The 26019-nt window shown below is 69.7% G+C and carries 30 protein-coding genes; 5 read left to right on the plus strand and 25 right to left on the minus strand.

Features of this window, described 5'->3' with window-relative positions; all coding sequences use genetic code 11:
* Nucleotides 1–230: 230 nt before the first annotated feature.
* The 5 genes from ACH4UM_RS37695 to ACH4UM_RS37715 form a co-directional block, all read right to left on the minus strand.
* The gene (locus tag ACH4UM_RS37695; protein WP_398189873.1) at nt 231–608 is read right to left on the minus strand and encodes a PIN domain-containing protein; all 378 of its coding nucleotides are present in this window, start codon (nt 606–608) and stop codon (nt 231–233) included.
* Nucleotides 605–868 carry a hypothetical protein gene (locus ACH4UM_RS37700; protein ID WP_398189876.1) on the minus strand — a complete coding sequence of 88 codons (264 nt, stop codon included), beginning with the start codon at nt 866–868 and terminating at the stop codon, nt 605–607. Before ACH4UM_RS37700 ends, ACH4UM_RS37695 begins: the two co-directional genes overlap by 4 nt.
* Before the next feature lie 177 nt (nt 869–1045).
* On the minus strand, nt 1046–1843 hold the full coding sequence (locus tag ACH4UM_RS37705) for a hypothetical protein (RefSeq protein ID WP_398189879.1): 798 nt from the start codon (nt 1841–1843) through the stop codon (nt 1046–1048).
* 924 nt (nt 1844–2767) lie between these two features.
* Entirely contained in the window at nt 2768–3034 is a 267-nt protein-coding gene (locus ACH4UM_RS37710) for a hypothetical protein (protein ID WP_398189881.1), read from the minus strand.
* The gene (locus tag ACH4UM_RS37715; RefSeq protein ID WP_398189884.1) at nt 3031–3330 is read right to left on the minus strand and encodes a hypothetical protein; all 300 of its coding nucleotides are present in this window, start codon (nt 3328–3330) and stop codon (nt 3031–3033) included. The genes ACH4UM_RS37710 and ACH4UM_RS37715 overlap by 4 nt, the downstream gene beginning before the upstream one ends.
* A 729-nt stretch (nt 3331–4059) precedes the next feature.
* Between ACH4UM_RS37715 and ACH4UM_RS37720 the strand changes: the two genes are divergently transcribed.
* Entirely contained in the window at nt 4060–5517 is a 1458-nt protein-coding gene (locus ACH4UM_RS37720; protein ID WP_398189887.1) for a hypothetical protein, read from the plus strand.
* Between the two features lie 4 nt (nt 5518–5521).
* Here ACH4UM_RS37720 and ACH4UM_RS37725 read toward each other — a convergent pair whose 3' ends face one another.
* From ACH4UM_RS37725 to ACH4UM_RS37775, 11 genes are all read right to left on the minus strand, one after another.
* The gene (locus ACH4UM_RS37725; protein WP_398190076.1) at nt 5522–6532 is read right to left on the minus strand and encodes an NAD(P)H-dependent glycerol-3-phosphate dehydrogenase; all 1011 of its coding nucleotides are present in this window, start codon (nt 6530–6532) and stop codon (nt 5522–5524) included.
* A 62-nt stretch (nt 6533–6594) separates the two neighbouring features.
* Entirely contained in the window at nt 6595–7380 is a 786-nt protein-coding gene (locus tag ACH4UM_RS37730; RefSeq protein ID WP_398189891.1) for a class I SAM-dependent methyltransferase, read from the minus strand.
* Nucleotides 7373–8518 carry a YcaO-like family protein gene (locus tag ACH4UM_RS37735; protein WP_398189894.1) on the minus strand — a complete coding sequence of 382 codons (1146 nt, stop codon included), beginning with the start codon at nt 8516–8518 and terminating at the stop codon, nt 7373–7375. Before ACH4UM_RS37735 ends, ACH4UM_RS37730 begins: the two co-directional genes overlap by 8 nt.
* Entirely contained in the window at nt 8515–9699 is a 1185-nt protein-coding gene (locus tag ACH4UM_RS37740) for a TfuA-like protein (RefSeq protein ID WP_398189897.1), read from the minus strand. The genes ACH4UM_RS37735 and ACH4UM_RS37740 overlap by 4 nt, the downstream gene beginning before the upstream one ends.
* A 76-nt stretch (nt 9700–9775) precedes the next feature.
* Nucleotides 9776–9907: a hypothetical protein gene (locus ACH4UM_RS37745; protein WP_398189900.1), complete on the minus strand. Its 132-nt coding sequence runs from the start codon at nt 9905–9907 to the stop codon at nt 9776–9778.
* Nucleotides 9908–10318: 411 nt separating this feature from the next.
* Complete coding sequence (locus ACH4UM_RS37750) at nt 10319–10774, minus strand: hypothetical protein (RefSeq protein WP_398189903.1); 456 nt, start codon at nt 10772–10774, stop codon at nt 10319–10321.
* Complete coding sequence (locus ACH4UM_RS37755) at nt 10752–11336, minus strand: hypothetical protein (protein ID WP_398189906.1); 585 nt, start codon at nt 11334–11336, stop codon at nt 10752–10754. Before ACH4UM_RS37755 ends, ACH4UM_RS37750 begins: the two co-directional genes overlap by 23 nt.
* A complete protein-coding gene (locus tag ACH4UM_RS37760; RefSeq protein WP_398189908.1) occupies nt 11333–11992 on the minus strand; it encodes an ATP-binding protein in 660 nt (219 codons plus the stop codon). The genes ACH4UM_RS37755 and ACH4UM_RS37760 overlap by 4 nt, the downstream gene beginning before the upstream one ends.
* Nucleotides 11993–12134: 142 nt before the next feature.
* Nucleotides 12135–12263 carry a hypothetical protein gene (locus ACH4UM_RS37765; protein ID WP_398189911.1) on the minus strand — a complete coding sequence of 43 codons (129 nt, stop codon included), beginning with the start codon at nt 12261–12263 and terminating at the stop codon, nt 12135–12137.
* Complete coding sequence (locus ACH4UM_RS37770; RefSeq protein WP_398189914.1) at nt 12260–12631, minus strand: recombinase family protein; 372 nt, start codon at nt 12629–12631, stop codon at nt 12260–12262. The genes ACH4UM_RS37765 and ACH4UM_RS37770 overlap by 4 nt, the downstream gene beginning before the upstream one ends.
* Before the next feature lie 292 nt (nt 12632–12923).
* Nucleotides 12924–13805, minus strand: a complete 882-nt coding sequence (locus tag ACH4UM_RS37775) for an ATP-binding protein (RefSeq protein WP_398189917.1) — start codon at nt 13803–13805, stop codon at nt 12924–12926.
* 301 nt (nt 13806–14106) lie between these two features.
* Here ACH4UM_RS37775 and ACH4UM_RS37780 point away from each other — a divergent pair, with 301 nt between their 5' ends.
* From ACH4UM_RS37780 to ACH4UM_RS37790, 3 genes are all read left to right on the plus strand, one after another.
* On the plus strand, nt 14107–14967 hold the full coding sequence (locus ACH4UM_RS37780; RefSeq protein WP_398189920.1) for a helix-turn-helix domain-containing protein: 861 nt from the start codon (nt 14107–14109) through the stop codon (nt 14965–14967).
* Nucleotides 14968–14969: 2 nt separating this feature from the next.
* A complete protein-coding gene (locus tag ACH4UM_RS37785; protein WP_398189923.1) occupies nt 14970–15185 on the plus strand; it encodes a DUF397 domain-containing protein in 216 nt (71 codons plus the stop codon).
* Nucleotides 15186–15290: 105 nt separating this feature from the next.
* Nucleotides 15291–15494 (plus strand): DUF397 domain-containing protein, encoded by a 204-nt coding sequence (locus ACH4UM_RS37790; protein ID WP_398189925.1) that lies wholly within the window; start codon nt 15291–15293, stop codon nt 15492–15494.
* A gap of 27 nt (nt 15495–15521) precedes the next feature.
* Here the strand turns inward: ACH4UM_RS37790 and ACH4UM_RS37795 are convergent, their stop codons facing one another.
* Entirely contained in the window at nt 15522–16253 is a 732-nt protein-coding gene (locus ACH4UM_RS37795) for a prepilin peptidase (RefSeq protein ID WP_398189928.1), read from the minus strand.
* Between the two features lie 301 nt (nt 16254–16554).
* On the opposite strand from ACH4UM_RS37795, the gene ACH4UM_RS37800 reads away from it, so the two are divergent.
* Nucleotides 16555–17451, plus strand: a complete 897-nt coding sequence (locus ACH4UM_RS37800; RefSeq protein WP_398189931.1) for a hypothetical protein — start codon at nt 16555–16557, stop codon at nt 17449–17451.
* A 340-nt stretch (nt 17452–17791) separates the two neighbouring features.
* On the opposite strand, the gene ACH4UM_RS37805 is transcribed toward ACH4UM_RS37800, so the two are convergent.
* The 8 genes from ACH4UM_RS37805 to ACH4UM_RS37840 are packed head-to-tail and all read right to left on the minus strand — an operon-like array spanning nt 17792 to nt 25972.
* A complete protein-coding gene (locus ACH4UM_RS37805) occupies nt 17792–21142 on the minus strand; it encodes a LysM peptidoglycan-binding domain-containing protein (protein ID WP_398189934.1) in 3351 nt (1116 codons plus the stop codon).
* A 7-nt stretch (nt 21143–21149) separates the two neighbouring features.
* The gene (locus ACH4UM_RS37810; protein ID WP_398189938.1) at nt 21150–21593 is read right to left on the minus strand and encodes a pilus assembly protein TadG-related protein; all 444 of its coding nucleotides are present in this window, start codon (nt 21591–21593) and stop codon (nt 21150–21152) included.
* Complete coding sequence (locus tag ACH4UM_RS37815; RefSeq protein WP_398189941.1) at nt 21590–22033, minus strand: TadE/TadG family type IV pilus assembly protein; 444 nt, start codon at nt 22031–22033, stop codon at nt 21590–21592. The genes ACH4UM_RS37810 and ACH4UM_RS37815 overlap by 4 nt, the downstream gene beginning before the upstream one ends.
* On the minus strand, nt 22033–22446 hold the full coding sequence (locus ACH4UM_RS37820; RefSeq protein WP_398189944.1) for a TadE family protein: 414 nt from the start codon (nt 22444–22446) through the stop codon (nt 22033–22035). Before ACH4UM_RS37820 ends, ACH4UM_RS37815 begins: the two co-directional genes overlap by 1 nt.
* An 11-nt stretch (nt 22447–22457) precedes the next feature.
* Nucleotides 22458–22697 (minus strand): hypothetical protein, encoded by a 240-nt coding sequence (locus ACH4UM_RS37825; protein WP_398189947.1) that lies wholly within the window; start codon nt 22695–22697, stop codon nt 22458–22460.
* Between the two features lie 52 nt (nt 22698–22749).
* Nucleotides 22750–23622 carry a type II secretion system F family protein gene (locus ACH4UM_RS37830; protein ID WP_398189950.1) on the minus strand — a complete coding sequence of 291 codons (873 nt, stop codon included), beginning with the start codon at nt 23620–23622 and terminating at the stop codon, nt 22750–22752.
* Nucleotides 23623–23624: 2 nt separating this feature from the next.
* A complete protein-coding gene (locus ACH4UM_RS37835) occupies nt 23625–24542 on the minus strand; it encodes a type II secretion system F family protein (protein WP_398189953.1) in 918 nt (305 codons plus the stop codon).
* Nucleotides 24539–25972, minus strand: coding sequence for a CpaF family protein (locus tag ACH4UM_RS37840; RefSeq protein WP_398189954.1), 1434 nt, complete (start codon nt 25970–25972; stop codon nt 24539–24541). Before ACH4UM_RS37840 ends, ACH4UM_RS37835 begins: the two co-directional genes overlap by 4 nt.
* Between the last annotated feature and the right edge of the window lie 47 nt (nt 25973–26019).

Raw genomic sequence — 26019 nt, forward strand, 5'->3', positions numbered from 1 at the left:
TGAGTCGCTGACCTGCGGTGATCAAACTCCGATGACACAAACTCGCGTCCGTCAAAGTCCGATGGCAAACGGTCAAGATCCAGTGGCACGGGACATCCATAGTCTGCGCCTGATTCTGATCATCTTCGCCTCAAGGGCATCGAAACGGTCGTTGACCTTGGCAAACCCCTCGCGAACCTCACAGTGCAACACCGTCTGGCCCTCGCTGATCCGCGCGAGATTCCAGCCCGTCATGAGCCCATCGGGTTCAGCGGGCTGACCCCGGTACCCGCGTACAAGTCGGGGTCCAGGGACAGCAGGGTGGCGTCCTCCCCCGCCTGCCGTGCGACGATCACCGCGGCTGCGGGATGCAGCACGCGCCAGTCCGACTGGCGCCATGCGCCGGCCACCAGGGCGTGTGCTGGGGTGAAGTCGGCGGCCGTGGTGAAGCGGCGCTGCAGGATGTGCTGGCCGGCGCCGGGGCGTTCACGCTCGGCGACCGTGGCGGACAGGGCGGGAATCACGATCTCGGCGTATCCGTAGCTGGCCTCGACGTACAGGCCGTTGAGGAATTCGTCGCCTTCGGCGAGCGCCTTGATACAGGTGTGGTCGAGCAGGACTCGGATCACGCGGCGTGGTGCTCCTGTCCGAGGCTCTGCAGGAAGGCACGAGCCCTGGTCCGCGCGCTGTCAGAAACGGTCACTCCGGTCGTCTGCCTGATTTCCTCAAGGGCCTGCTGCGCGCGCTGCTCCTTCTCCTCCTCGGTCAGCTCGCGCGCCACCAGCTCCGCCAGCAGGTCGTTCATGGTGGTGCCGCGTTCGCTGGCCAGGATCCTCAGGCGGTCGCGGACGTCCCTGGTCGTCTTGATGCTGGTGTCCTTCTCTCCCATGCGTCCACTCTACCGTCAGTAGAACAGCAGTGGGGCGGGGAGCGTCAGGCTCGGGTCGAGCCGCCTGCGCCAGCCAGGTAGTCACCGACGGCAGCACCAGTCGACGGATCCCGGAAAGGGCGATCTAGACAACGCGGCCCAGCCATCTGGCCAGCGGTGAAGTCGGGACGGGCATGGTCACCGGCGGAGGCGCAGCCGATGCGGGCGGGCACCGCGGACGGCGGGCAGGGGCTGGCGCAGTCGATCCGGTCGCTGCTGGCCGATGAGCGCTCCGGGATGCGGGAGTCGGCGGCTGCGGCTACCGCGACCGGAAGGATCGATCAGGTCCAGCTCGTGGACGACCTCGTGCCGGGCGTTGAAAAACGGCTGATGGCCCTTGAGTATCGCGTCATTCAGGTCCGGGTCGCTCTTTAGGCCGAGGGCGTTGCGGCAGCGGATCAGGTCGGCGCCGCCCTGGATACTGGAGCCGGTCAGGTCCTGGACGTAGAGGTCGATCAGGGCGGAGCGCGGGTCGATGTCGACGACGGCCTTCTTCGTGGCGTTGGTCATCTCGCCGGCGAGGCGGTTGGCCATGAAGTGGGCGACGAAGGCGCCGTGTGCGTCACCGGCGGTTGACAACAGGGTGGGCAGGGCGTCGCGCAAGAGCGTGCGCAGGCAGGCATCGATGCCGGCTGCGGTAAAGACGATGGCAGCGCGGGCCTGGTCGCGGTGGGTCTCGGACACGGCTCCGCGCATGTCATCCTGCGCGGCCCGAAGCTCGTTGAGCGTGGTGAACAGCCCGGCCACGGACTTGTGGGTGGCCACCAGCCGGGCCCAACTCCGTTCCACCTCCGGGGGGCAGCCATGCGGCTTACGGGGAAGAGCACTCAGCTCGACGAGGGTCAATCGCGACAACGTCTCTCCTTTGCAGAATCCGCGCGGTGCCTGCGGCGCGGCGGGCCGCGTCCGGGCCAGCTCGCGGACGATCACCGGCACGGGTGACTGCCGGGGACGCAAGGGCGATCTCGCAGGGCGCACCGTAGCGCGGGCGGGGCCTCTTGGGGGTCAGTTCGGAGCCTCCAGTGTCGGGCGGAGGCCCCGAACCGGTGGAGCTACGCAGCGGACTGTCTCGGGAGTTGGGGGGCGGGGAGAGCCACGGTTGCGTTGGTAGGACGGTCTGGCCGCGGGCGTTCGACTCGCTGGAGGACTTCGATCCGCGGCTTGCGCGGCTTTGCCCGCCTCCGTGTATGACAGGGGTTGGCTTGCTCCTAGCAGAAGCGCGAGGCCGGTTCAAGCACTCGCGAAAACACGCTCCCATAGCGGGACCGCGCGCCCCATTCAAGGGCCAGGGCTCACAAACTCGCAGGTCAGAACACGTGAATGAACGCCGCGAGCGGTAGAAGCTGGGAGCACGCCAGCGGGCCACTGCCGAAATTCGCGAGATCTCGCATCGGCACGAACCGCGGTGCACTCTCCTCCCTGTCCGGGCGGCGCCCCCGGACAGACCAGGGCTTGCGGAGCTAACACCTCCGCGGCCCAGGGTTCGACCGTTCGTTCATCCACACGTGGCTCCGCCACACCCAAGACAAGGAAGTGTCATGCCTGCAACGCGGGTGGCAAAGAAGCCTCCGACGACTCGACGGCACGCTCCCCGGTTCCTGCTCCCGGCGACCGGTGCGATCGGCGGCGCCTCCGCCGCCGGCGGCCTCGCCTACGCCGGAGCCCCCTGGTGGGTGGTCTTGCTGTGCTCCATGCTGTGTGCAGCGATCGCCAGCCTCCCCGCCCTACTCCCGCAAGAGTCCGAGCACCGGCGAGACGTGCTGCGGGACTTGTTCCGCCACCGCGAGCGCATGTACGAGCTACGACGTGAGCCGCCCCAGCAGCAAGCAAAGGACGCTCGCGCCCGACATGAGCGCGACGTCAGGGACCGGCGATCAGCCAAAGGATCAGGGCGGCGTCGAGATCCTGGGAGTATCGGTACACCACGCTGATCCCGCAGCCGCCGGTCTGCTCGGGCAGCAGCTCGACGACGCGCGACTCGCTGCGCGGGTCGGCGTCCGGGAGGCGGCGCCCCTGCTTGGGGTCTTCTTCGAGTGCTCGGCGGACGGACTCGACGGCCAGCTGCTCGGACCGGCTCAGCTCCTGGCAGACCTTCGCCGCCGCGTCGGAGTAGAAGGCGTGAGTCACCGGAGGCCGGCCTCCGTGATCTTCTGCCGCAGCTCGGCGTCGACGTCGGCGGTCGTCCGGGCGAGTGCGGCCATGCCCTGGGCGTCGTAGCGGAGCAAGACCCGGTGCCGGTACGCCTGGGTGAGTTCGCGGACGGCAGTGAGGTCGTCGAGGTCGAGGGCGTCCAACTCCTCCTCGAAAGCATGCCGGTCGCCGGGGAAGCCCCACGTCGACAGGGCCTCGCGCAGCTCGGCGAGCGTGCCCATGGGCGGCCTGAAGCCGGGCTGGTCGGCCGGGTGGTCGGGCTGTGCGGTCACGGTGACCTCCTCCTTGCTCTGGTCTCGACGCTACCGCCTACCGCCCCGACGCGGCACGGCGGAATCCGCACGCCCTTGTACCCGGGGCCGAGGCCACGGCGGACGCGTCCCCGCCGGACCGGGACCGGCGGAGCAATGACCTCCTGGTCCTCGGCGGCGGGGGCGGCCTGCTCATCGCGCGGCGGAAGGCCGAGTTCCTATCGGAGCTGGGCCAGGCCCTGGCGCAGAGTGCGCGCCGCGGTGGCGGCGACGGAGTGGGCGGTGGCCGGGGCAAGCAGCGTGGTCTCGATCGCCTCGATGGCGTCCTCGGCTGCATCGGCGCAGCCTCCCGGAGTGCTGGCGGCGTCGTGCAGTGCGACGCGGTGTCTGCCAGGGCCTCGGCCCTGTCGGCGACGCCCGGTGCCGCAACCGTGGGCATCTCCATGACCTGTCGACGATCACGGAATTACGTGATCGTTCACAACCTGATCAACGACTTCAGGGGACGAGGGAACGACTCCATGTAGGGGCCCTGGGGGCGGGCGCATCGGCTGGGCGCCGCCCCCAGGGCACTGGGCCAGTCTCCCCTACGCGGCGACGTCGCCCACAGCTGCCAGGATGCTGGCCGAGTGGTTGCGGCTGTGGCGCGGTACCGAACTGCTGCTTGGCCGTCCCCTGGGGACGGCAGCGCTCGGTCGTGGACGGAAAGGGACTGTCGGGACACGCACCGTACAGGCATGATCACATGCCATGAGTGACACCGCCCTGGACCGCAAGACCCGCCGGATCATCGAACTGCCCGGTCCGACGGCTGGTTTGGAATCCGGGCTGGCCCGCGGCGTGTACGACGACTCAGGGAGGGTGCAGGGCCGTTATCGGTGCGAGGCCTGTCACCAGGACCTGATCCTGCGCGCGGTGAAGCCCACCGCGAAGCAGCAACCACACTTCCGGCATCAGAACACCCAGGAATGCCCCGCCGCCCCGGAGCGGCGTCGCCAGATCGACCAGGACCTCAAGGTCGTCATCGACCTGCGCGACCAGATCATCCGGGCCTGGCCCGGCGTCACGGTCACCATCGAGCAACCCGACGGCGACGACACCGACGCGCCCGGCGGCACGAGTGCACCCACGAGCTGGATGCCACCAGCCATCGTCGCGTGCGGCCCCGGCGAGACCGTCGTCATCGAACGCCCCCGCACCCTGCCCGGCCCCGAGCAGATCCAGCAGCGCACCCGTGCGGTCCGGGCCCGCTACGGCCAAGGCGCCAACCACGTGTGGTTCCTTGCCAAGGACCCGATGCAGTTCGCTAAGTGCGGGCGCCTGGAAGTCAAACCCCGCGGCGGTGAGAAGGACCACCACCTCACCATCGCCCCCACCGAGCAGCAGCTCGCTGTCATCGCCGCCGGCGGCGGGGTGTACTTCCTCGACGGCCAGCAAGTCCTCATCCCTTACGGCGTCCACGATTTCACCCACCAGGCGTGCCAAGAGACCTGTCACGCATCAGGCGACAGCGAGGACTGGAACTTCACCGACTGGCGCCGGACCAAGAACTGGCGGCGCGACTGGCGTATCAGCCACCCCATCCCCGACCCGGCCGCCACCCGGTGGGGCCTGGTAGCCACCTCCCTCAACCTCATCGGAGCCACCAAGGCCACCTTTGACCTCTCTGAATCCCGCGACCTCATGCAACGCCTAGCCGACGTCCAAAAGGCACGCTGGCGACGGCGCCACGCCGACGCCCGGGAGCTCTACGCTGCCCGGCACGCTCCACCACCACCGGCCGTGCCACTCCCCGGTCCAACCCAACCTCCGACCCGGCCCACGAACGCTGCCGCGCCTGAGCCCGTTGCCGACAACGACCATGCCGTCGGCCACCTGCCCGAGCCGAAACCGCCCAAGCAGCCCTCCACTGAACCCGAGGCCGTCGTTCCACCCCCCGCCTCGCCGAGTCCGGACAATGTCGCCACCGCAGCCGCTTCCGAGTCCAGGCCGACGCCGCCCACACCGCCGCAGGCCACCGCTGCACCGCAGCCTCTTGCCCCGCGCGGCCTCAAGCCCGAACCGCCCGCCCGGCCGCCAGCCGGGCCAGTGGTGCCGCCGCCTCCCCAGTACCCACCGCGCGTGCCAACTGCTCAGACTCCGCCGGTGACCGCGCCTCGGCAAGGAGGCCTGCGCAGCGTGCTGCGGCGCATCTTCGGCAACCGATAACGGGTCAGCGGTAAGGAGTTTCGCGCTTGGTAGCGCGGGCCATCAGCTCCCGCACGGCGTTCTTGGGGTCTTGGCCGTTGTGGATGATGTCGACCACGGTGTCGGCGATGGGCAGCTCGACTCCATAGCGCTGTCCGAGACCGCTAATGGCTTTGCAGGAAGCGACGCCTTCGGCGGTCTGCTTGGTCTGCGCTTGGGCCTCTTGGACGCTTAGGCCCCGGCCGAGGTGGGCGCCGAAGGTGTGGTTCCGCGACAGCCTCGACGAGCAGGTGGCAACCAGGTCGCCCATGCCGGCCAGCCCGGAGAGGGTGAGCGGGTCGGCACCCATCGCGACACCGAGCCGGGTCGCCTCGGCAAGTCCCCGGGTCATCAGCGCCGCCTTAGCGTTGTCGCCGAGCCCCATGCCGTCAGTGACGCCGACAGCCAGGGCGACGACGTTCTTGATGGCGCCGCCGAGCTCGCAGCCGATCACGTCGGTATTCGTGTACGGCCGGAAATACGGGGTGTGGCAGGCGGCCTGGACCAGCGCGGCTGTGTCCTCGTTGGTGCAGGCGGCGACACTCGCGGCCGGATTCCGGGCGACAATCTCCCCGGCGAGGTTGGGCCCGGACACTACGGCGATCCGCTCGGGCCCCGCGCCCGTCGTCTCGGCGATGACCTCGCTCATCGTCCTGCTGGTGCCCAGTTCGATGCCCTTCATCAGCGACACGAACACGGTGCGCGGCTCCCACAGCGCCTGCCAGGTTTCCAGCAGCGGGCGGGCGCTCTGGGCGGAGACCGCGAGGACGACGATGTCGGCGCCGCACGCGGCTTCGGCCGGGTCGGACGTGGCCGTCACGCTTACCGGCAGCTTCACCTCCGGCAGGTAATCGGGATTGCTGCGGGTCTCATTGATCGTCTCGGTCAGGGCGGGGCGCCGGCCCCAGAGCGTGACCTCGCATCCGGCGTCGGCGAGGACGAGGGAGAACGCGGTTCCCCAGGAGCCGGCTCCGTAGACGGCGACACGACGGGACATGCGATGGATCTCCTTGCAGGTCGGCCCGTAGAGCGGGCGCTGCGTCCTGGTCACGGGGAGGTTCACTCCTCGGGGCGCTTCAATGTAACGGTGAGTGAGCAGCGGTCATCGAGCGTGGCGCCGCGCGTGCGGGCCTCGATGAGCATGCTGTCGGTCGGCTCGTCGCCGAGCTGCTTGCGCAGGTCGGTCTCGTGCTCGATCCACAGCCAGTAGAGGCGCTGCCACAGCAGCGGCTCGTGAGGGCGTTCCTCCTCCGATTCACAGATCAGACCGGCGTAGGCGGCCTGCTCGGGCCACGGCGGCAGTACCGGGTGCGTGCGTCGGCGGCCGGAAGTGACGACGGCCCGGGCACCGGGCCGCAGGATGCGGTAGATCTCGCGCAGCGCGGCCGTCCGGTCGAGTTCGAAGCCCAGCGCATCGACGCATACCAGGCCATTGGCGTGCCGGTCCGGGAGGCCGGTCGCGCGGAGCGAGCCCACCGTGAACCTGGCGCGCCCTGCGGGGAGGAACCCCCGAGCGCGGCCGGTGGCGATACGCACGGCTGTGGCGGATATGTCGATGCCGGTCACGTGCGTGGCGAGTGCGCGGGCCAGCCACAGGCCGATGCCTCCCGTGCCGCAGCCGAGGTCTACAAGCTGGTGTCCGGGTTCCAGGCGCAGGGCGCCGACGATCGTTCCGATCAGTGGCCAGTCGACTACGCCGGCCGCGTTGATCTCGTGCGGGTAGGTGTCGCCCATGGCCTGGGCGTACAGGTCGCTGACGATGGTGGCGGTTTCTCGGGCCGCGTGCAGTTTGTCGTACACGGCGGCGAGCCGCTGCTCCCGCTCGGTGAAGTCCGGGCTAGCCACGGCGGCTCCCGGGACGCGGGATGGAACGGATGATGCGCATCTCCAGACCAGGACTGACGACCTTGACGGCCGCGTACGCGGGCGAGTTGTGCAGCGGGAAGGCGATCGGCTCGTGCCCGATGGTGGCGGCGACGTCGGCGGCGATGGCGGCCAGGTTCAGGCCTAGGTCGTCGTCCTGTTCCAGGTGGTGGATCAGGTTGTTCCAGTCGCCGACCGGGAGGTCCGCCGGTGCGGGACGCTCGGGGTCGGCGTCGAAGGCGTTCTCGTAGATGTCGAGATCGTCACGGGTGCCGGCGATACACGTCAGCCGGGACTGCGCGGCCTCGGTGAGTGCGCGGGACAGCGCAATCTGTGGGGCGAAGTGGCAGCCGGACCCGGCGAAGACGACCGGATAGTCCTCCGACCAGATGTAGGCGGCGCACACCGGCACGCCGTAGGCGTTGTCGACCCACGCGATCTCCAGCCACATCCCGGCACCGAGGAATCGCCCGATCAGGTCACGGCAGTACGGGTCGGTCACGGTGGCCGGTTCAACGAGCGTCCTGAACCGGCTGCCGCTGACGTAGTCGTCGTGCAGCACATCGCGCTCGACTGTCTCCAACAGCGCGTGCAGTGTGGCCTCGGGCAGCGTGTTGCCGCAGGCCAGTCCGTTGCTGGTGACATGGAAGACTTCCGGTTCCGCCGTGCTGGGGTGGGCCCTGCGTCGTACGACGTCGGCCGGGATGAGTACCGGTTCTCCGGTGACCAGCCCATGGCCGGTGACCCAGTCCAGTGGGATGTCCGCGAGCGAGGGGTGGTCGATCTTCACGGGCAGCGCGTGCATCGGGTATGGCAGGTCCAGGTCGCGGTGTGTCGCGCGAATGTCCGCATTCAACGGCTGCTCGGCGTGCCAGAGTTCGGCGGATTCCAGGACTGCGGAGATCTTGGCGAGAGTGTCGGTGGCGCCCTTGCCCTGGGAGGTGACCAGCGTGTGGGCATCGGGCCGTACGGCTGTCCACACGGGGATGCCGAGGTGGTCGAGACCCGTGAGCCGTGCGACGCGGCTGATGCCAAGCCGTGCGATCTGCGGCTTCAGCGCGTCCCAGGTGTCCTCGGGGGCGCGGACGCGGACGGTGCCAGTCAGGGTGATCGAGGTCATCGACGGGCCGCCTCCTGATCCTTGAGAAAGCCGAGGACGAACGGCCGCGCCGCGTCGACGGCTTCACGGGCGCCGTGCAGGCCGCGCACCCACGCCTCCTCTTCCACCCCGTCCGGGCCCGTGCCCCACACTGCGGCCAGCATGTCGCGCACCACGCTCTCCTTGATCGCCTCCGGGAAAAAGCCGCGGTTTGCCTCGCGGGCCTGGTCGTTGACGGCCGAGTACCGGGCGACGTCGGTGCGATCGGCTGGCGTCTCTCGGATCAGCAGCCGGGCGGCGGTCTGTTCGTCGGACAGGTCCACGCGGGGGTTGATCACTGCGCAGGCGACGGTCGAGGGCAGGTCGGTCGTGCCGAGGCTGATGAGGTACTCCCACCACACCTGCTGGAACCGCGGGTCGAAGATCTGCTGGAAGGTCACCCGCTCCAGCGTGCGGAGCGGGCCGTGTTCTGTGTCGAGCGCGGCGAAGGAGTTGGCCCACTGCCGGAAGCAGCGCGTCGACCATGTCAGGCCCTCGACCGGTTCGGCCGGGGTCTTGGCCATCTCGCACGCCAGGTCGAGGGCGTCGAGGGCGTCCTGCCGCTTCACGTCACCGAAGTGCACGTCGGCGGCCAGCTCGCGCGTGAGCCAGTCGGCGAGACCGGGCAGGTTCTCGCGTCGGCTGACCTGCATGACCGCATCCAGCGACCGGTGCGCGTAGTACACCTCGGCGAGAGATCCGACCAGCCGGTCGGCCTGGGCGGTGTCGACGACGCGCTTGCGGAGGGCGCGGCTGAGGACCTGGCGCACCCGGACCAACGGCCATGTGCAGGCCCGCGGGTCACCGCCGGCCAACTGGGCGACGGCCACCTCGTCGTCGCCGTCGAGCTGACCCGTGGTGTAGTCGTGCCAGACGGAGCCGATGCCGATCATGCCGCAGTCGGCCAGTTCGGCCGCCCGAAGGGCGCCGATGCTGGCCGCGCCGATGACGCGGACGCCCCGGGCGAGCGTCCAGATGATCTCCTTGTGCCGGACGGCCGGCGCATGGTGGTAGACGCCGTCGATGATGACGACCGTGTCACCGGTCATGATCTGCGGATCGAACAGGTCGCCATGGCGGATCTGTGGCCGCAGCCGTAAGTCCGGTTTCTTCAGGGCTGGTTCGTCCGGGCTCAGCGTGGGCCCGGTGAAGACGTGGATCACGTGATCTCCAGAATGGGACGCGCATGAGAGGCGGGCGTCCGGCCACCGCAGCGGCCGGACGCCCTTCGAACCTGGATCAGAAGGTGTAGCACTCGTCCTGCTCGACGTCCTCGGACCGCACAACGGCCGAGCTGTCCACCAGGTCCTCGATGTCGGCCGAGTCAGCGACGACCACGGTCGACTGCGCGGCTTCCTGTGCCTTGGACATGTACCTCCCCTCCCTTCGCTGATAGTCGGGTCCGCCCGGAGGACACGTCGTCTTCCGGGTCTTGCACCCGGCGCTGGCCTTTTTCGCGTCGGCGCCGGGGTCCTGCCCGCTTCCCGATGGCCGGCCCGTCATGGGTGTGCGGCCCGAAAGCGGTGTTCATGGCCGTCCCCTGTGGACATCCGGTGAGCCCGGGGAACGGGATGAGTCAGTGTGTACGGAGTGCGCTGCCGGCTCCTCCGCGAGGCGAGCGATGGCCGACAGGCTGTATTCGCAGAATTCGTCGTCGTTGCACGGCGCAGAGTCGCCCGGGGCACGAGCGAGGGAAGGGGAGTCCCGGTGACTGCCGCCCGTCTACGCGCCCGGCCAGCCAGGGCTCCTGGCCCTCAGGCCGGGTCTGATGTCTCGGGCAGTTCAGGTCACCAGGCGGGCCACCACCGTGACGGCGAGACCTACCACCAGCGCGTAGGCGGTGGTGACGGCGCAGGTGAGGCGCGGGTGCCGACGGCGCATGATCCGCCACGCCTCCCGGCCGGTCCGGCCATCAGCGTGCGCCCGGATTCCGAGGCCGGTGAGAACGATCGACACGTACTGAACACGCGAAGGCGAAGACGGTTCCATCGGGCTCCTCATCAGGATGATGGGGTCAGTGGGCGGTTCGTGATGGCGCAGGGTGACCAGGGCGCCGGAGGGCTGGAACGTACGGCGCGCGAAGTGGGCCTGGGCCTTGCGCTCTATCGCGGTCAGGCATGGCTCGCACAGCCGGACCGGGGCGTGCTCGCCGTCCCACTGGACGGGGCCCACCCACGTCACGGGCACGCCCGGCGCATCGCAGCGCCAGCACTCGTCAACGGTCCACGCGACCAGCACGGGGGCTCCCTGGGTCCGCGAGACGGGCAGCGTCCGCAGCGGCCTGGACCGCCGCGAGGTACGGCCGGAGGAGGTCATCGCCGCAGGGCAACCCGTCCCCCGGCGGGGTGCTCGCCGCCCGTTGCGCCGGCGGTATGAGCCAGCCGCGGGCGGCCATCATCTTTGGTGCACGGACGGTTGGAGGCGGCAGGAGAAGCAGGGCGCCGCGCCGCAGGAGCAGGGAGTCCGGCGCACACCAGGCGGGTGCGGAGCCCAGACGGATGATGACCTCGGCGCCGGACGGTCCGAGGATGACTGGGCCGGGCTGGATTCGCGCCGCTCGCACACGGTCGAGGACGTCCCGGGCCAGGGCACTGGGCACGAGGAGGACGTCGAAGGACAGGCCCACGGGGACTTCGGCCAACTGCCCGCGGCCCCATGCAGTCAGAACGCGGTCCCGGCGCCCGGTGGGCTCCAGCCAGTTGTAGGGCACGGGCCCCACGGCGGCGGCCGTCAACTCCTGAGCAGGAGCAGAGCGCGGCCCCGGAAGCGCCGGCGCGTACATCACCGTACGGGTGCTCACCGGATGCCCCCTTCCGTCTGGTGGCCGTGCACGATGAGGATCACGAGCGCACCCATCACGGCCAGGAGGACCAGGAGATAGAGAGCCTGGGCACGGTGGGTATGCCATATACGCACCTCACCGGGCCGCCAGTGCGGCTGGCTCTGCTCTGAAGACTCCGCCGCTTCCAGGTCGGCCCAGACGCGCTTGCCCCATCCCAGAGCGTCAGTCCCCCACTCGTGGGCGACTGTGGCAACCAGAGCCAGCCCCCGGCCCTCTTCAGCCTCGTCGTCCATGGGGCGTAGCGCCGGCTCAGCGGTGCTCTTGTCGATCACAGCCAGTCGTACGCGGCCGTCGTGGCCGCGCTGCACCTTCACGCGGAACACCGGGTACCGAGTGTGCTGAACGGCGTTGGTGCTCAGCTCGGAGATGATCAGCTCGGCCGCGTCCGTGAGATGCGTCAGCTCCCAGACCGCCAGAGCCTCCCTCACGAGCTGGCGGGCCTTCGGCACGGAGCTGGGCGCACGCGGCAGCACCTCGGTGACCACCGGCGTGCCGTCGTCCGCCTCCAGCACCCGAATGGCACGGCGATGACGGTTCCTGAGCATGGCGTCACTCACTGAGCGCCCTTTCGCGGTGCGCGAGCTTGAAGCAACGAGCGGGGTCTGCGGGTGCATGGGGGTGAATCCAGGTCGTCGGCGTGCGCTTGTGCGCATGGCACGACCTCCTCTGTGAGGGGTATTGGCGAGCGAGCGTCAGAATCGGACCTCGCGGTGCGTGAGCACCGGTTCGGCGACAGCGGAAGGTCACGGTGTGCGCCTAGCCCCAGTGGCTCCGAAGCGTGTGGACCAGCGCGATGCCGAAGGCGAGGGCCACGAGGCTGGCCAGCGCGATCGTGATGACCGCTCCGGTGATCCGGGTCCGCAGCGGCGGCTTCGGTGAGGTCATGGGCGGTGCCCTCCGTGGTCGTTGGTGACGTTGCCGGGGTTCTGGCGCCACTGAGTTCTCCCTGTGGTCGGCTGGAGGAAGGCGATGAAGGCGTAGTGGCGGCGCAGCCAGTGCAGGTACGCCTCGTACGCCTCGTCAGTGCTGGGCATGGCGTCGCGGCCCATCGCGAGGACGCCGTCGACGAAGCCCGACCCGGCACGGCGGACCGCAAGGTTGAACTGAGGACGGGCGGAGGCCGGGCCGCCCGTTGGTTCGTCGGTGAACCGCTCTCGATCGATGACCCACCCACGGTCGCGCGCATGCTCCGCCAGGAAGGCGTGCGTGCCGTCGGTGTCCACTCCCAGGCCCGCGCAGACGTAGGTGGTCACCTTGACGGGCCGCCCAGGTTTGATGGCGGCTAGAGCGTCTTCAAAGACGCTGCGTCGTAAGGCAGTCAACCTGCCGCCAGAGGTCGGACGGAACCGGGGCTCCCCAGGCCTCCACCTCAACCACGACTCGTCGAGCTCGTCGGCCGGAACGGGCTGAAGCCTCATGACGCCCTCCTGCACAACTCGGCGAAGCGTCGGCCTTCTTCGTTCGATAGCCGCGCCATGAGGACCGGGTGGTGCACGAGGTGCACGGGGTACACGAGAGCGGCGTCGGCGAGGCCGAGAGGGCTGGTCATGCGGGCACCTCCCCCGGCACCATGCGGGCTCGGACCGTCTTGCTGCGCCCGTCCCCGGCCAAGCTCCAGGTCGCCTCCGCCCCAAGCAGGCGCGCCTCCAACAGGCCGCGCCCCTTCTCACCGTTGAGCGCCGCGGCACTGTCGCGGAACCCGGGAGACGGGTCCTGAACGTCGATGCGTAGTTCGTCGCCCTCCGTCACCGCCAGGACCACGGTCATCTGCGCGTCGGTCCTGCGGCCGGGCGTGGCGTGGACGACGGCATTGGCCGTGAGAATCGCGAGGACGCGGACCGCCGTCAGGATGTTCCCCGGCCAGCCCAGGACGGTGAGATGGGTGATGGCGTCCGTCCTCACCTGGCGCAGGCTGGCCGGGTTGAGTCGATACGAGCGGGACAGCTGGCGGTCGACGGACGCGCTGGCACCGGAAGGCAGCGCGCCGGCCCCTGCCGTGTCGGGTGTGCGCAGGCAGACTCCGGCCTGCGGATACACGGCGAACGCCGGGATGCCCAGCAGCCAGGCCCGTAAGGCGATGCGGTCCCCGGGGTACCAGGCGATCTCCTGCTCGGCGGGGGCTACGACTCCCGTCGCGGCGCCGCTGGTCAACTCGTGTTCGACGGTGTGCCAGCCGGTGCGATGTTGGCGCGGGGTGTCGAGCGGGGCCAGGTCGTACAGTTCGTGCGCGACGGTCCAGCCCCTCTGGGCGGCGAAGTCGTGGAGGACCGCCAGCGCACGGTTCGCTATCTGCGAGTTGAACGCGCACGTGTAGAGCACGACGCTCGCGCTGTTGCTGGAGGTCTCGCCAAGAGGCGGTACAGGCAGCTCTCCCCAGACGACGGCGGGCGCATCGCTCTGAAGGCCGGATGCGAGCTGTGCGGTCATGGCTGCCGTCATCGACAACGGGTCGAAAGCGCACGCGTGTAGGTCGGCGGCCGCGGGCCGGTTCGTGGACAAAGCTCCGCCCCTTTCGATCAACCCAGTGACATCGCAGCGCTACATTGCGTAGTGCAAGCCCACTTAGAATCCTCCATTCAATCCCATGAGGCAAGCCCAGCTGAGAAATCGTCCCCTGACGTGGGACCTCCGAGAAGGGTGATGGGGCGTGACTGACGGTCGTCCACACGATGAGGCACACTTGCACCGGGCAAACCCACGACGACAACGCAGGCGGGGAGGGCGAGGGGTGAGCGATCCGAACGGGCCCACCGTGCGACGGCGGCGCCTGGGCAGCGAACTGCGACGACTGCGCGAGCGCGCAGGCCTCGACCAGCTCGCGGCAGCCAACCACCTGGAGTGCTCCACTTCGAAGATCTCTCGTCTGGAGCGGGGCCAGGGCTTGGCCAAGCAAATGGAGATGCGCAGCCTGCTCGATCTGTACGGCGTCACCGACGACGAGGAACGGACGGCGATCCTTACCCTGCACAAGACGGCCGCCGAAGTCGGCTGGTGGGAACAGGCCGAGTACGAAGAGGTCTTGCCGAGCGGTCTGGGGGTTTACGTCGGGCTGGAGTACGACGCCCGCGCCCTGCAATGCTGGGAACTCGGTTTCGTGCCTGGCCTTCTACAGACCGCGGACTACGCGCGAGCGGTCGTCTCGTCGCTGCCCCGCCTCTCATCTGACGAGGTTGACCGGCTCGTCAAGGCACGTATGCAGCGCCAAACCCGCCTCACGCAGGAGAAGGACCCCCTCGACCTCTGGGCCGTGATCGACGAGTCGGTGTTGCATCGGCCGTTGGGAGGCGCCGACGTCATGCGGGCCCAGCTCAGCGCTCTCGTCGAGTGGACTGCGCGCACGAACGTCACTGTGCAGGTCTACCGCCCCAAGGACGTGCACCCTGGCCTGCGCGGTTCGTTCAGCTTGCTGGAATTCGGCCCTGCCGACCCACGGATCGGCTACGTGGATTCGCCCGGTGGGAACGCCTTCCTGGAGAAGGACAAACAAGTCCGCGTCCTTGCCGACACCTTCGACCGCCTCCGGGCGGGTGCGCTCGATCCCGAGGAGTCCGCGGCGCTCGTGAGATCTCTAGCCGCAGAGGAGAAATGATCATGAACCATCCCACCCAGAGCGCGCACGGCGCCAGCACCTTGGCCTGGTGGAAGAGCTCGTATAGCTCCGAGCAAGGTGCCTGCGTCGAAGTCGCGTACGCGCCGCAGGGTCGGATGGCTGTGCGGGACTCCAAGGTGCATGCGGGCCCGCACCTGGTCGTAGACACACACGCCTTCACCGCGCTCGTCGCCGGGCTGGTCGCCGGGGCTGTCTGAAACGAGCGTGCAAGGGGCTGCCCCAATCGGGGCAGCCCCTTTGTCGTGCGCAGATGCCGTGCAACCCTGGTCGCCCATTCTTGGCGTTGGAAAGGGAATTCTCCCATGGGCAACTCTGACCAACACCCGCGCGAACTGCCCTGGTTCAAGTCCTCAGCGAGCTCCGGATCCGGCGGCTGCGTCGAAGTCGCCGTGGTCGCAGCTTCGGTCGCCGTCCGGGACTCCAAGGTCGCAGACGGCCCTCGCTTCTATGTCGGCGCGGATGCCTTCGCGGCGCTCATCTCTGGCGTGGTCGGTGGAACTATCTGACAGGCCCTTGGCACACAAGGTGCTTGTTCACCGGAAAGCGGAGCCTGTAAGCAGCCCCAGGAGCGCGCCGCCGAGGAGGAATGGGCCGAAGGGGATGGTGGTCTGTCGGCCGGCCCGGCGCGTGATGAGAAGGATGGCGCCGTACACCGCGCCGAGCAGGTATCCGGCGAAGGTGCCGATGAGGAGGATTGCCCAGCCGTACCAGCCCAGGATGGCGCCAAGGGCGAGGCTGAGTTTCACGTCGCCGAAGCCGATGCCGCTGGGTAGCAGGAAGATTGCGAAGTGGCAGGCGGCCAGGGCGAGGGAGCCGAGCACGGCGGTGGTCCAGCGGCCGCCCGTGTGCGGGAGTGCTGAGGCCGCGCCGAGCAGGGCCAGTGCGGTCGCGGCGAGCGGCAGCGTCAGGATGTCCGGCAGCCGGTGCATGGCGAGGTCGACGGCGGCGAGGAGGACGGCGACCGGTACGAGCAGGAGCCAGACGGCGAGTTCGGGCCGGTTGCCGCTCGTGAATGCGAGGGCGGCACAGGTGAGTGCGGTGATCATGGCCAAGAGCGGGGCGTTCGGACCGTAGGAGGTTCCGTCGGGGCACTGGGCGCGTCCGATCCATCCCCGGGCAGGGCCGGCGATCGGATGCCCGGCGGGACACACTGCGCGCCACGGCTCGTCGGGCGTAACGGAGAGCCGGTAGGCGGCCCTTGGTATGAGCAGGCCGGTGCCCCCGCCCCACAGGGCAGCGGCACCGGTGATCAGCTGGTTTCCCACCGGGCTGACCTTAATACGTGCCGTTGAGGTACCTGGTCTTGGAACGCATGGCAAGGCGCAGAGGAGCTCGTGCCGGGAATACCGCCGAGCCGACCCGGTTCACGCGCCGTTCATCTCTCCCTTGATGAGAGTGGACAACCGACGGAATGCGCTGACCTGCTGAAACGCGACTGCCGCCAGGTGAAGATCACGCGTAGAGGTGTAGAGATTCCCGGTAAATCGCCGTACGCCGATGTCGTCGGTACGGGTGGTCGTGGCCGGTTCCCAGATTGGGAACCGGCTGGTGGCGAAGACTTCGAGCGTGACGAGGAAGACCGCGAAGGGCGCCGAGGCACCCCGATCGAAGCGCCCGCCGATCCGCCTCGGGGAGATCAAGACCGGTCCAATCGTCAACCGACTGCGGGAGCTGCACGAGCTGGGCGGGGATCCGGCGTTCGAGCGGTTCCCGGCCTCGGAGGAACTGTTTCTCGTGCTGGAGCACGCGCAGACGTGGGCCAGCAAGCTGAAGCAGCCGAAGGACAGCCTGGTGAACGTGGTGGGTGAGGCCGCGGTGCTGCGCGCGAAGCTGTGGCAGTACCTGCGCGAGCAGGCCGATGCCGGACAGCTGAAGGCGATCGAGGACGGCCGGGGCGTCGGCGTGCCGTGGGATCACTTCACCGAAGCGCTGTGCGTGACCTCCAAACAGGGCGCCTACCAGAAGGCTCGCCGACTAATGGCCGAGCAGGTCCGAGACCCGGGCGAGCGTCGCAGTCCCGAGATCGCCCGCGAGCACGAGCAGCGCGCAGCCGCCGAACAGCGGGCCGAGCGGGCCCTGATGCTCGTGCAGGAACGCCGTTTCCCCATCGCCCGACGGATCGGCCGACTGCTCCTGGAGCACCGGGACGGCATCGCCCTCGACAACTGGGCAACGTACTGGCTCGGCGAGATCATCGAAACCATCGACGACCGTGACACCCCGGCCGAGCGCGCGCGGTTCACCGGGTGGGTGGAGAGCTTCGTCCGAGCCGTCCACCGCCACGCTCGGCAGCGCAATCAGCCCTCCACCACCACCGAGGAGGCCCGCCGGGCCCTGGCGCTGGCCACCGAGTTCACCTTCCAGGAACAGCCCAAGATCCCCGAGCAGATCCGGTGTTCCCAATCTGGGAACCCAGTGCGACGTGAACGCCGACGAACACGCGGCGGCCGGCGGGCTGGCTGACTTGCCCAGGTATTCCGTCACCTCACGAACCGCATTTCGTCGGTTCCTCAGAGTCAGGGGCGGGGCTTCCCGGACAAAGTCACCTCCTTCCAAGGCAGCGTCCGTCCAGGCGCCAGCCAGTCCGAGGAGCCGGTCGAGGCTGCGGTCATAGAGCGGCGCCGTGCCGGGCACGAGTGGCTGAAGGATGGCCGCGGCGAAGCGTACGGCGTGCATCGCGGCGGTGGCATGGGCTTCGACGGCGCCGTCTTCCAGGCGCCGTCGAGTGTCCAGGGCCACCGCCAGTGCGAGCAGGGTGCGGTACGTCTCGTTGTAGGAGCGGGTCATGGCGGTGTCGTCCCGGTCACGCGCTCCGGCTCATGATCGAGTCGAAGATGCGTTCCGTTTCGGGTTCCATGCTGACAGCCAAGCCCTTGTTGACGGCGAGGAGGGTGTTGTAGGCGCTGGTGACGCCGTCGCGGTTGCCGGCCTGGTCTTCGATCAGCATCCAGTCCTGGTAGAGGAGTTCGGCGCTGTCGTCGACGTCGAGGCCGATGCAGATCGCGCGGCGGGCGGCGTCGAGGTCGGGCCGGGGGGCACCGCGGTGCCAGGTGGCCAGGGTGTGGGCGACGTCGGTGATGCGTACGAGCATCTCCTGGATGCGAGCGGCCGCCCACATGGGTTCGGTGTCCGCGAAGGGCCGCCCGCGGACCATGCCGAGGGCCGCTTCGAGGTCGGCGATGCCGGCGGTGGGGCCTTTGGCGAGGCCGCGTTCCGCGCGCTGCTGGAAGGTGGTCCAGTCGCAGCGGACCTTGGGTGAGAGGCGGTAGATGCCGCTGCGGTCGCGTGGGAGGTAGAGGTTGCTGTCGGCGTCGTGGCCGAGGCGGTTGCGCAGCTCGCTGATGCGGGCCTGGACCGTGGGTTTCGACCAGGGTTTGCGCGGGTCCATGGCCTCGCGCACGGCGTCGCTGCTGGTGCCGGGCTTGAAGTACAGCAGGGCGGCGAGCAGGGCGAGTTTGAAGCCGTGGCCGGAGGCTTCGATGCCGGTGACGGTGACCGGTCCGAGGACCTTGATCTCCGGTGTGTGCAGGTCGACGGCATCCGCGGGTTCCTCCTCGGTGACGGCCGTGGCGGGCTCGTCGGAGGCGGAAGGAGCGGGTTCCGCGACGCCGTCGCTGTCGGAGGCCTGGGCTGGCACGGCGGTCAGGACGCGGACGGAGTCGTCGGCCGGTCGCGCCTCGCCGGCTCCGGCCAGTGCGACGAAGGGAGTGTCGGGTACGGCGGTCGGTCCGGCGAAGGCGACCATGGGCGTCTCGGGCTTGTCCAGCGAGACGGGCGGCACGAGGGTCCAGGGTCCCTCGGCGGGGCGGGCCGGTTCCTGTGCTGTGTGGAGTACGTCGAGGAACTCGCGGTACTCCTCTTCGGTCAGGGACTGGGTGATCAGATCGCTGTCCAGGACGTCGAGGTGCTGGGGGGTGTCGGTCCCGACGGTCAGGCGTACGGCGTCGGGAAAGGCGCCGTTGGCGTCCTTGGCCGGGAGCACCAGGGCGACGGGAACGTTGTGGGCCATGGCGAGCGCGTCGGCGAGCTGGTGGGCGTCGGTTTCGCGTGCCTGGGCGGCGCAGATCAGGAGCCAGGGCAGCGGGGGCATGTCCTCGTCCTCGTCGCGCTGGTGGTGTTCGAGGAGGAGTTCGCCGAGGTCGCTCTGGGCGGCGCCCAGGTGGGGGACGACGCGTAGGCGGCCTTGGGGCAGGAGGGCGGGCAGTTCGTCACCCAGGCCGATGGTGAGGATCTCCGCGTGGTCGCTCCAGGTGCTGGTGGCGGCCTCCAGCGCGATGACGCGGGCGGTGTCACGCACAGCGTCGTCGTCTCCGTCGAGCAGCAGGACGCGCACGGCAGGCAGGTTCAGCAGCAGGTGGTTGCCGTCGAGGTCGGTGCCGAGGGTGACCAGGCCGGGACAGGGGGCCAGCAGGCTGGGAAGCGTCTCGTCGTCGAGGAAGTCGCGGGTGGCGAGCGTCCATCGTCCGGCGCCGGCTGCGGTGAAGGGGGCCAGGGCTTGATCGCCGGTGTCGGTGGCGAGGAGGAGTTCGACGGTGTGAGCGGTGACGCGGGCACCGCGGATCGCGGGCAAAGGGCGGCCCTGCTGCTCGGCCTGGCGGGCCAGGGCTCGCAGGGCGCCGTCGAGCAGGTCGACGCTGGCCGGCTCGGCGCTCGCGTCCAACGCCTTCTCGACGCTGGTGGGTTCATCCGCGATGGCGATCGTCTCGCCGGGGCGCCGACGGCGGCGCTGGAGCAGGCGTTTGACGCTCACGGTGACGAGCAGGCAGCCCGCGAGCAGCATCCCGATTCCGGCTCCTTCCCGTACGCCGATGACCGGACTGTCGCTTCCACCGTCGGCGGGTTCGGCCGTGGGCGAGGGCGGGGTCTCGGTGGTCTTGGAAGGTGCTGAGGAGGAGGCCGTCGGGGCCGGTTCCTGTTGCTGGGCGGAGGCCGAAGGCGAGGCTGAAGGAGCCGTGGGCGTGGCCGTGGGGGTGCTGGAGGGGGCGGGCACCGCCGGCGCGGTCGCGCCTCGGTCGTGCTCGGGCTTGGCACTCGGGCCGGGGTCGGCGGTATGCGTGCCCGCGCTGGAGGCCGGTGCGGGCGTGTCCGTCTTCCCGTCGTGATCAGCGTGGTCGGAGGAGTGCTCGTGCTGGCCCGCGCCGCTGGCCGGTGGCTTGGAGCCGTGGTGGTCCGGGTCGGCGGGCGCCGGGGCGGAGGGGGCACTCGCGTGGGGGATGTCGAGTTTCAGGCCCGGGCGGATCTCGTCCGGGTCGGTGAGGGTGGTACCGCCGGGCTGTGGAGCGCCGCGGTTCTCCTCGAAGATCTGCGTGTACTTGCTGCCGTCGCCCAGCTGGTTCTCGGCGATGTCCCAGAGGTTGTCGCCGGTACGCACGGTGTAGGAGGTGGTGGCGGAGTCGGCCGGGTGGGTGTGGGTGGTCTGAGCGGTGGGCCCGGTGGTCGGTTCGTCGGGCAGGCGCAGGATCCATCCCGGCTGGATCGGGGCGTTGGCGTGGAAGATCGTGCCGTCGGCCATGGTGTGGCCCTCGTTGGCGTCAGCGATCTTCGTGTAGAGCTCGCCGTGGCCGTAGAGCTTCTCGGCGATGCTCCACAGGCTCTCCGCGGGACGGGTGTCGCGGACGGTGTAGGTCCGCTGCGTCTGGTCAGTGCCGGTGGTCTGCTGGGCGGGGGGCGTCTGCTGGGCCGGCGTCTGGACGGTGGCCTGGGTCGGGGTGCCGGGGACGTGGCCGGCCGAGGCGGTGACGCTGGCGGAGGCCGGGGCGGCGGAGGCGAGGGTGCCGGTGGTGAACAGCAGCATGATGCCGCCGACCAGGATGGCGGCGGCGCGTTGGCTGACGCCGAGGCCAGGCAGGCTCGGGGCGCTGCGGCCGCGGAGCTGGGCGGGGATCTCCAGCACGAGGGACAGCATGAAAGTGGCCCAGGCGGCCCATCCGACGAGGCAGAGGGCCAGCATGAAGGCGCTGCCGGTGTCCTGGCGGGTGAGCAGGTGGGTGAAGGCGTCGACGCCCGAGTCCCAGACCGCCGTGGTGGCCGCGAGAAGCAGCCAGGGCAGGCCGGCCACCAGGGCGCACAGGACGAGGGCAGATGCCAGGGCGCGCAGGACGCGCAGCGGGCGTGGTCCGGCGGACGCGGTGGAGCGGGATCGGGTGGTGGGCATCCGGTGTTCAGTCCTTCTCGGGTTGGGTGATCCCGTGCAGCAGTGAGGCGGAACTGGTGGCGTGGACGGTCCACGTCTTGGGGACGAAGCGTCCGGTGTAGGTGTCGGTGACCTGCACGGTGATCCGGTGGCCGTCGCCGCTGACGGTCACGGTGCCGGTGACGCCGGCCTTGTTGAGGTAGGTGCGGGCGGCTGCGGCGGCATCCTGGGGGTCGGCAACGACCGCCTGGCCGGTGATGGCCTTGGCGGGGTCGATGGCCTGGGCTGCTGCGCGGGCGGCTTCGGTGGCGATGCCGTCGGCGCGTTCGTGGGCGCGGGTGACGCCGAAGCTGTCGACAGCGAACAGGCCGCCGACGAAGAGCAGGGGTACGGCGATGATGGCGACGAAGATGGAGATGCCGCCGCGGTCGTCGCCCCAGTTCCGCCGTGGGGTGCGCTGTGTGCTGGTCATCCGCGTGTCCTAAAGGCGTCAACGACCGAGGTGAAGGAACTGGTCACGGTGCGTACTCCGGGGCCGCCGTCGAGGAAGAACAGGTCGCCGAGGGGGACGGTGCAGGAGACGCGCACGGTGACGGAGGAGATCTGTCCGATCGGTGCGGCGAGCCCGCTGGTGTTGGCGCTGACGCTGGTGGCGGAGCAGCTCTGGTTCTGGGAGGTGAGCGAGTCCGCGGCCGCCTGCTGGGCGGCGGCCTGTCCTGCGCCGGGGTTGCGTTCGAGTGAGGCGGCGCGGGCTGCTGCCTGGGCGGCGGCGTCGGTCTTCTGTCCGGCTATGGACAGCCGCGCGCCGGCGATGAACACGAGGGCGAGCGCGAGCAGGAGGGGCATGACGATGACCGCCTCGATGGCGATGTCGCCGCGGTCTCGGTCGGGGCCGGTGAGGAGCGTGCGCATCAGCGGCCTCCCTGGGCGGCGGTGGTCCAGCGTTCGACCGGCCCGGACACGGTGGCGCTGACGTTCCACCCGGACATGCCGGGGATCAGGGAGATGGCCTGTCCCTGGACGCGGATACGGATGCGCTGTGGGGTGCTGCCGTCGGTGGAGATGTGCGGGCCGGTGAGGATGTTGCCGCCCAGGGCGTCCACTGCGGCCTGCGCCTTGGTGGCACCGTCCGACGGGCCCGCCTCGTACATCCGGCCGGCCGATACGCCTTCCCGGGCAGCAGTGAGGGCGACGTTGCGGGCGTACGCCCACAGGAAGCCCTGCACGGCTGCGAGCATCAGCAGGATGACGAACGGGAAGATGATGGCCACCTGGACCGGGGAGGAGCCCCGGTCGTGTTCGTGGCGCGGCAGCACTCTGTTCATGGGTGTGGTGGTCAGCCGCCGAGGTTGACGCTGCCGAGCTTGTCGTTAGCCTTGGCGTACAGAGCTGCCAGGCCGCCGGCGATGAGCAGGGCGCCCACGATCATGGCGACGACGATGATGACGGTCGGGACCGGGCCGTCGCCGCGGTCGCCGCGCTCCTTGATCTCCTCCTTGGCCTCCTCCAGGCGGGCCAGAAGTGCAGCAGTGTGCAGAGTCGCGGCCGTGTGGGCCTTCACCAGCGGGTTCTTCATGAGGGTCCCCCCTTGGGAGTTTCGGGGTGCGCGCCGGGTCGGTGCGCGGTGGTCAGATGGAGAAGACATTCAAGATCGCCGGGAAGGCGAGCGCGATCATGACGATCACGGCGAGGAGGGCCGCGGGGATGTGCAGCTTCTCGCTGTCGGCGTTGGCCTTGGAGGCTTCCTGCGTGAGCAGCTCGTTGGTCAGGCTCTTGGCGCGGTTGCGGAGGGTGTCGTAAACGCTGGCGCCGTCGTCAGCCGACAGGCGCATGATGTCGGCGACGTCATTCAGAACGGTCAGGTTGAGCTGGGTGCCCAGGTCGTCCAGGGCCTCCCAGGGCGAGGACTTCTCCGTGCGGGCGCGCAGAAGGGCGTCCTGGATGCGGACGAAGGCCCAGCCGCGGCCGATGCGGGCGGCGTCCTCCAGTGCCTGGTCGGCTGCCTTGCCGGAGGCCATGCGAGTGGCGACCAGGCGCATCCAGGCGGCTGCTCCGTAGGCGAACTCGGTGCGGGCCTTGGCCGCTTCGCTGACGGCCCACCAGTCGGGCACGAACCACAGCACCACGGCGAAGACGACGCCCAGGCCGGTGGGGATGAGCAGCGGCACGGACAGACCCATCAGCGTCCAGCCCACCACGAGGGCGACGGGGGCGAGCAGGCCGAGCAGGGCGAGGGCCACTTTGTTGACGACGAACTGCTCTACCGTCTGGCCCAGCAGGTCAAGGTCGGTGCGCGGCATGGTGCCGGGCAGTCGCTCCGCCAGACGTCCGGCCCACGCCGTGGAAGGGTTCGGCCGCTGCGAGCGGTCTCCCGGGCGCGGAGCGGGCGGGTCCAGGCGGCGCAGTGTGGGGCCGAGTTTGGGAGCGGAGGGCACCAGCTCGCGCACCACCAGCGCCACGCCGGCCCCCGCAAGGCCGCCGCAGACAACCAGCGCGGTCATGCTCATCCGACGAACTCCTCGAAAGCCGGCTCGGGTTGCTTGACCCGGCTGCGCGGGTCGGTGATCAAAAAGCGGGGCACCGGGCGGTGGCTGGCCAGGCGGCGGGTCCACCACAGCACCCCGGCGAACGCGGCGCCCAGGAGCGCGAGGACGAGCTGGCCGAGCAGGGTGCCGTAGGGGGCGGTGTAGGGCACGAGGAACCCGCCCAGGACCAGGCACAGGCTGATGATCGTCATGGTCCGCACGGCGCTGCGGGACTTGGCCCGGTCAGACTCGATCTTGCGGCGCTGGACGACCTCTTCCCGGATGGAAGCGGACACGTCCTCAAGGTCCGCGGCCAGGCCCGGGCCCGGGTCCACCGCGCACATCATCAGGGCGGCGACCACCTTGTCGGCGGTGACGTCGTCGAGCCGGTCCGCGAAGTCTCTGAGCGCGTCGATAGGCAGCCAGCCGGCCTTCAGCTTGTCAGCGAGCTCGGCGACTTCGTCCTCGATCGCGGCGGGCGGGTTCTTCCGGCTGGTGGTCAAGGCCTGCTCCAGGGCAAGCCCGAGGCGCAGGATCTCCGACAGGCGCTGGGTCCAGTCGGCCAGCGCCTCCAGCTTGGCGATCCGTCCCTTGACCGTGGCGGCCGGGGACACCAGCCACGGCACGCCGATCACCGCCGCCCCGAGCAGGAGCGCAGCCACGAACACTCCGCTGACCAGCCACACCACGGCCGTGGTGACCACGGCGGCGATGGCGAACATCCGGCGGCGGGCGATGCGCTTTTGGGCGTCCGGTCCGCCCGACCACTGCGCCTGCCAGCGGGCGATGCGCCCCTGCCCGGCGGGAGCGGTGGTGCCGATGGTGGCCGTGATCGCGGCGACCAGCCCGCCGGCGATCAGGGCGCCGCACAGCGTCCACCACAGCGCGGACGTCATGCGCCCACCCCCTGCCAGGCGGCCGGCTGGTCCAGCAGATGGCTGGAGAATCCTGCGAGTTCGAGGCGTCGCCGCGACCGGGGGGACAGTGGCGCGGCGGGCACCGCACGCAGATCCCACTCGGAAGCGGGCTTGAAGATCTCGTTGTAGGCGGGCCGGCCGTTCTCCCCGATTCCGGTGATCTCCCACACGTGGCTGACCATGCGGCGCGGGACCGGGCCGGATTCGTCGACCGACATGAAAACGATGAAATGGAGGCCGTTGGCGATCTGCCGGTAGGCGAGTTGCTCGGAGAAGTTGCCGCGCGCGAGCAGGTACAGCTCGGCGATGCGGTCGAAGACGACGTGGGGTTCGCTGGCGTGCATCGTGCACATGCTGCCGGGCCGGTCGCTGGTGAGTGCCTGCATCATCGCGGTGACCTCGGGCCCGCGGACCTCGCCGACCACGACCCGCTTGAGCGACATGCGCTTGGCCCGGTACATCAGGTCGAGCAGGGTGATCTCGCCGACCGAGCGTCCGTCAACGCGCTCGCCGTTGGATTCGCGAGCTTCCATCGGCACTACCTGGGTGTGGTAGCCGTTCTGGTGGGCCCACAGTTCGAACTCGGTCTCGATGGTGCCGAACCGCTCGTGCTGCGGGATCTGCTTCATCAGCGCACGCAGCATGGTGGTCTTCCCGCTCGACTGCTCCCCCACGACCATGACATTGCGGCGGGCGCGGACACATGCCCCGAGCAGGGCCGCGACCACCGGGTCCATGGCGCCGATCTTGACGAGGTCGTCCAGGGAGGCGTCTTGCAAGCGGTGACGGCGGATCGTGACGAAGGTACGCTCGCCCGTGATTTCCGGGTGGAGGGCCTGGAGACGGGAGCCGTCCGGCAAGCGCAGCGCGACGTCCGGGCTGGCAGTGGAGAACGTGCGGCCGCTCTGGCCGCTGTTGCGGATCAGGTCACGGACGAGTTCCTGGAGCTCCTCCTCGGAGTCGGCCACCGGGTCGACCGCGACGGACTCGCCATCGCCGCTGTACTTGAGGAAGACCCTGTCGTGGCCGTTGATCCAGATGTCCTCGACCTGATCGTCGTCCAGGTAGCGCTGGAGCCGGCCGGCGCGGAAGAGCATGTCGAAGACCAACGCGGCCATCTGCTGCTCGTCAACCTGCGTGACGGCACCGGAGACGCGGGTGGCGTCCCCCCATACCGCGACCCGCTCATTGATCAGGGCACGGGCTCGCTGCTCACGGGCCGGGCCCACCAAGTTGGGGTTGGACTTGGCCTCGGCCAGGAGCTGGTTGTTGACCTGCCGCTTGATCTCGCCGGCCGCCTTGCCGTCGATATGCACCCGGGGCACGGCGGCCGCGTTGACCATCGTCGGAGAGGTGGCTTGCCCGACCGTGCGCGGGTCGTAGGCCGGCGCCTGTGCGGGCACGGGCATGGGCTGGGGAACAGGCGCAGGCTGGGGAACAGGTGCGGGGTACATAC

This window comes from Streptomyces sp. NPDC020801 (genome assembly GCF_044334385.1).
Lineage (GTDB): Bacteria > Actinomycetota > Actinomycetes > Streptomycetales > Streptomycetaceae > Streptomyces.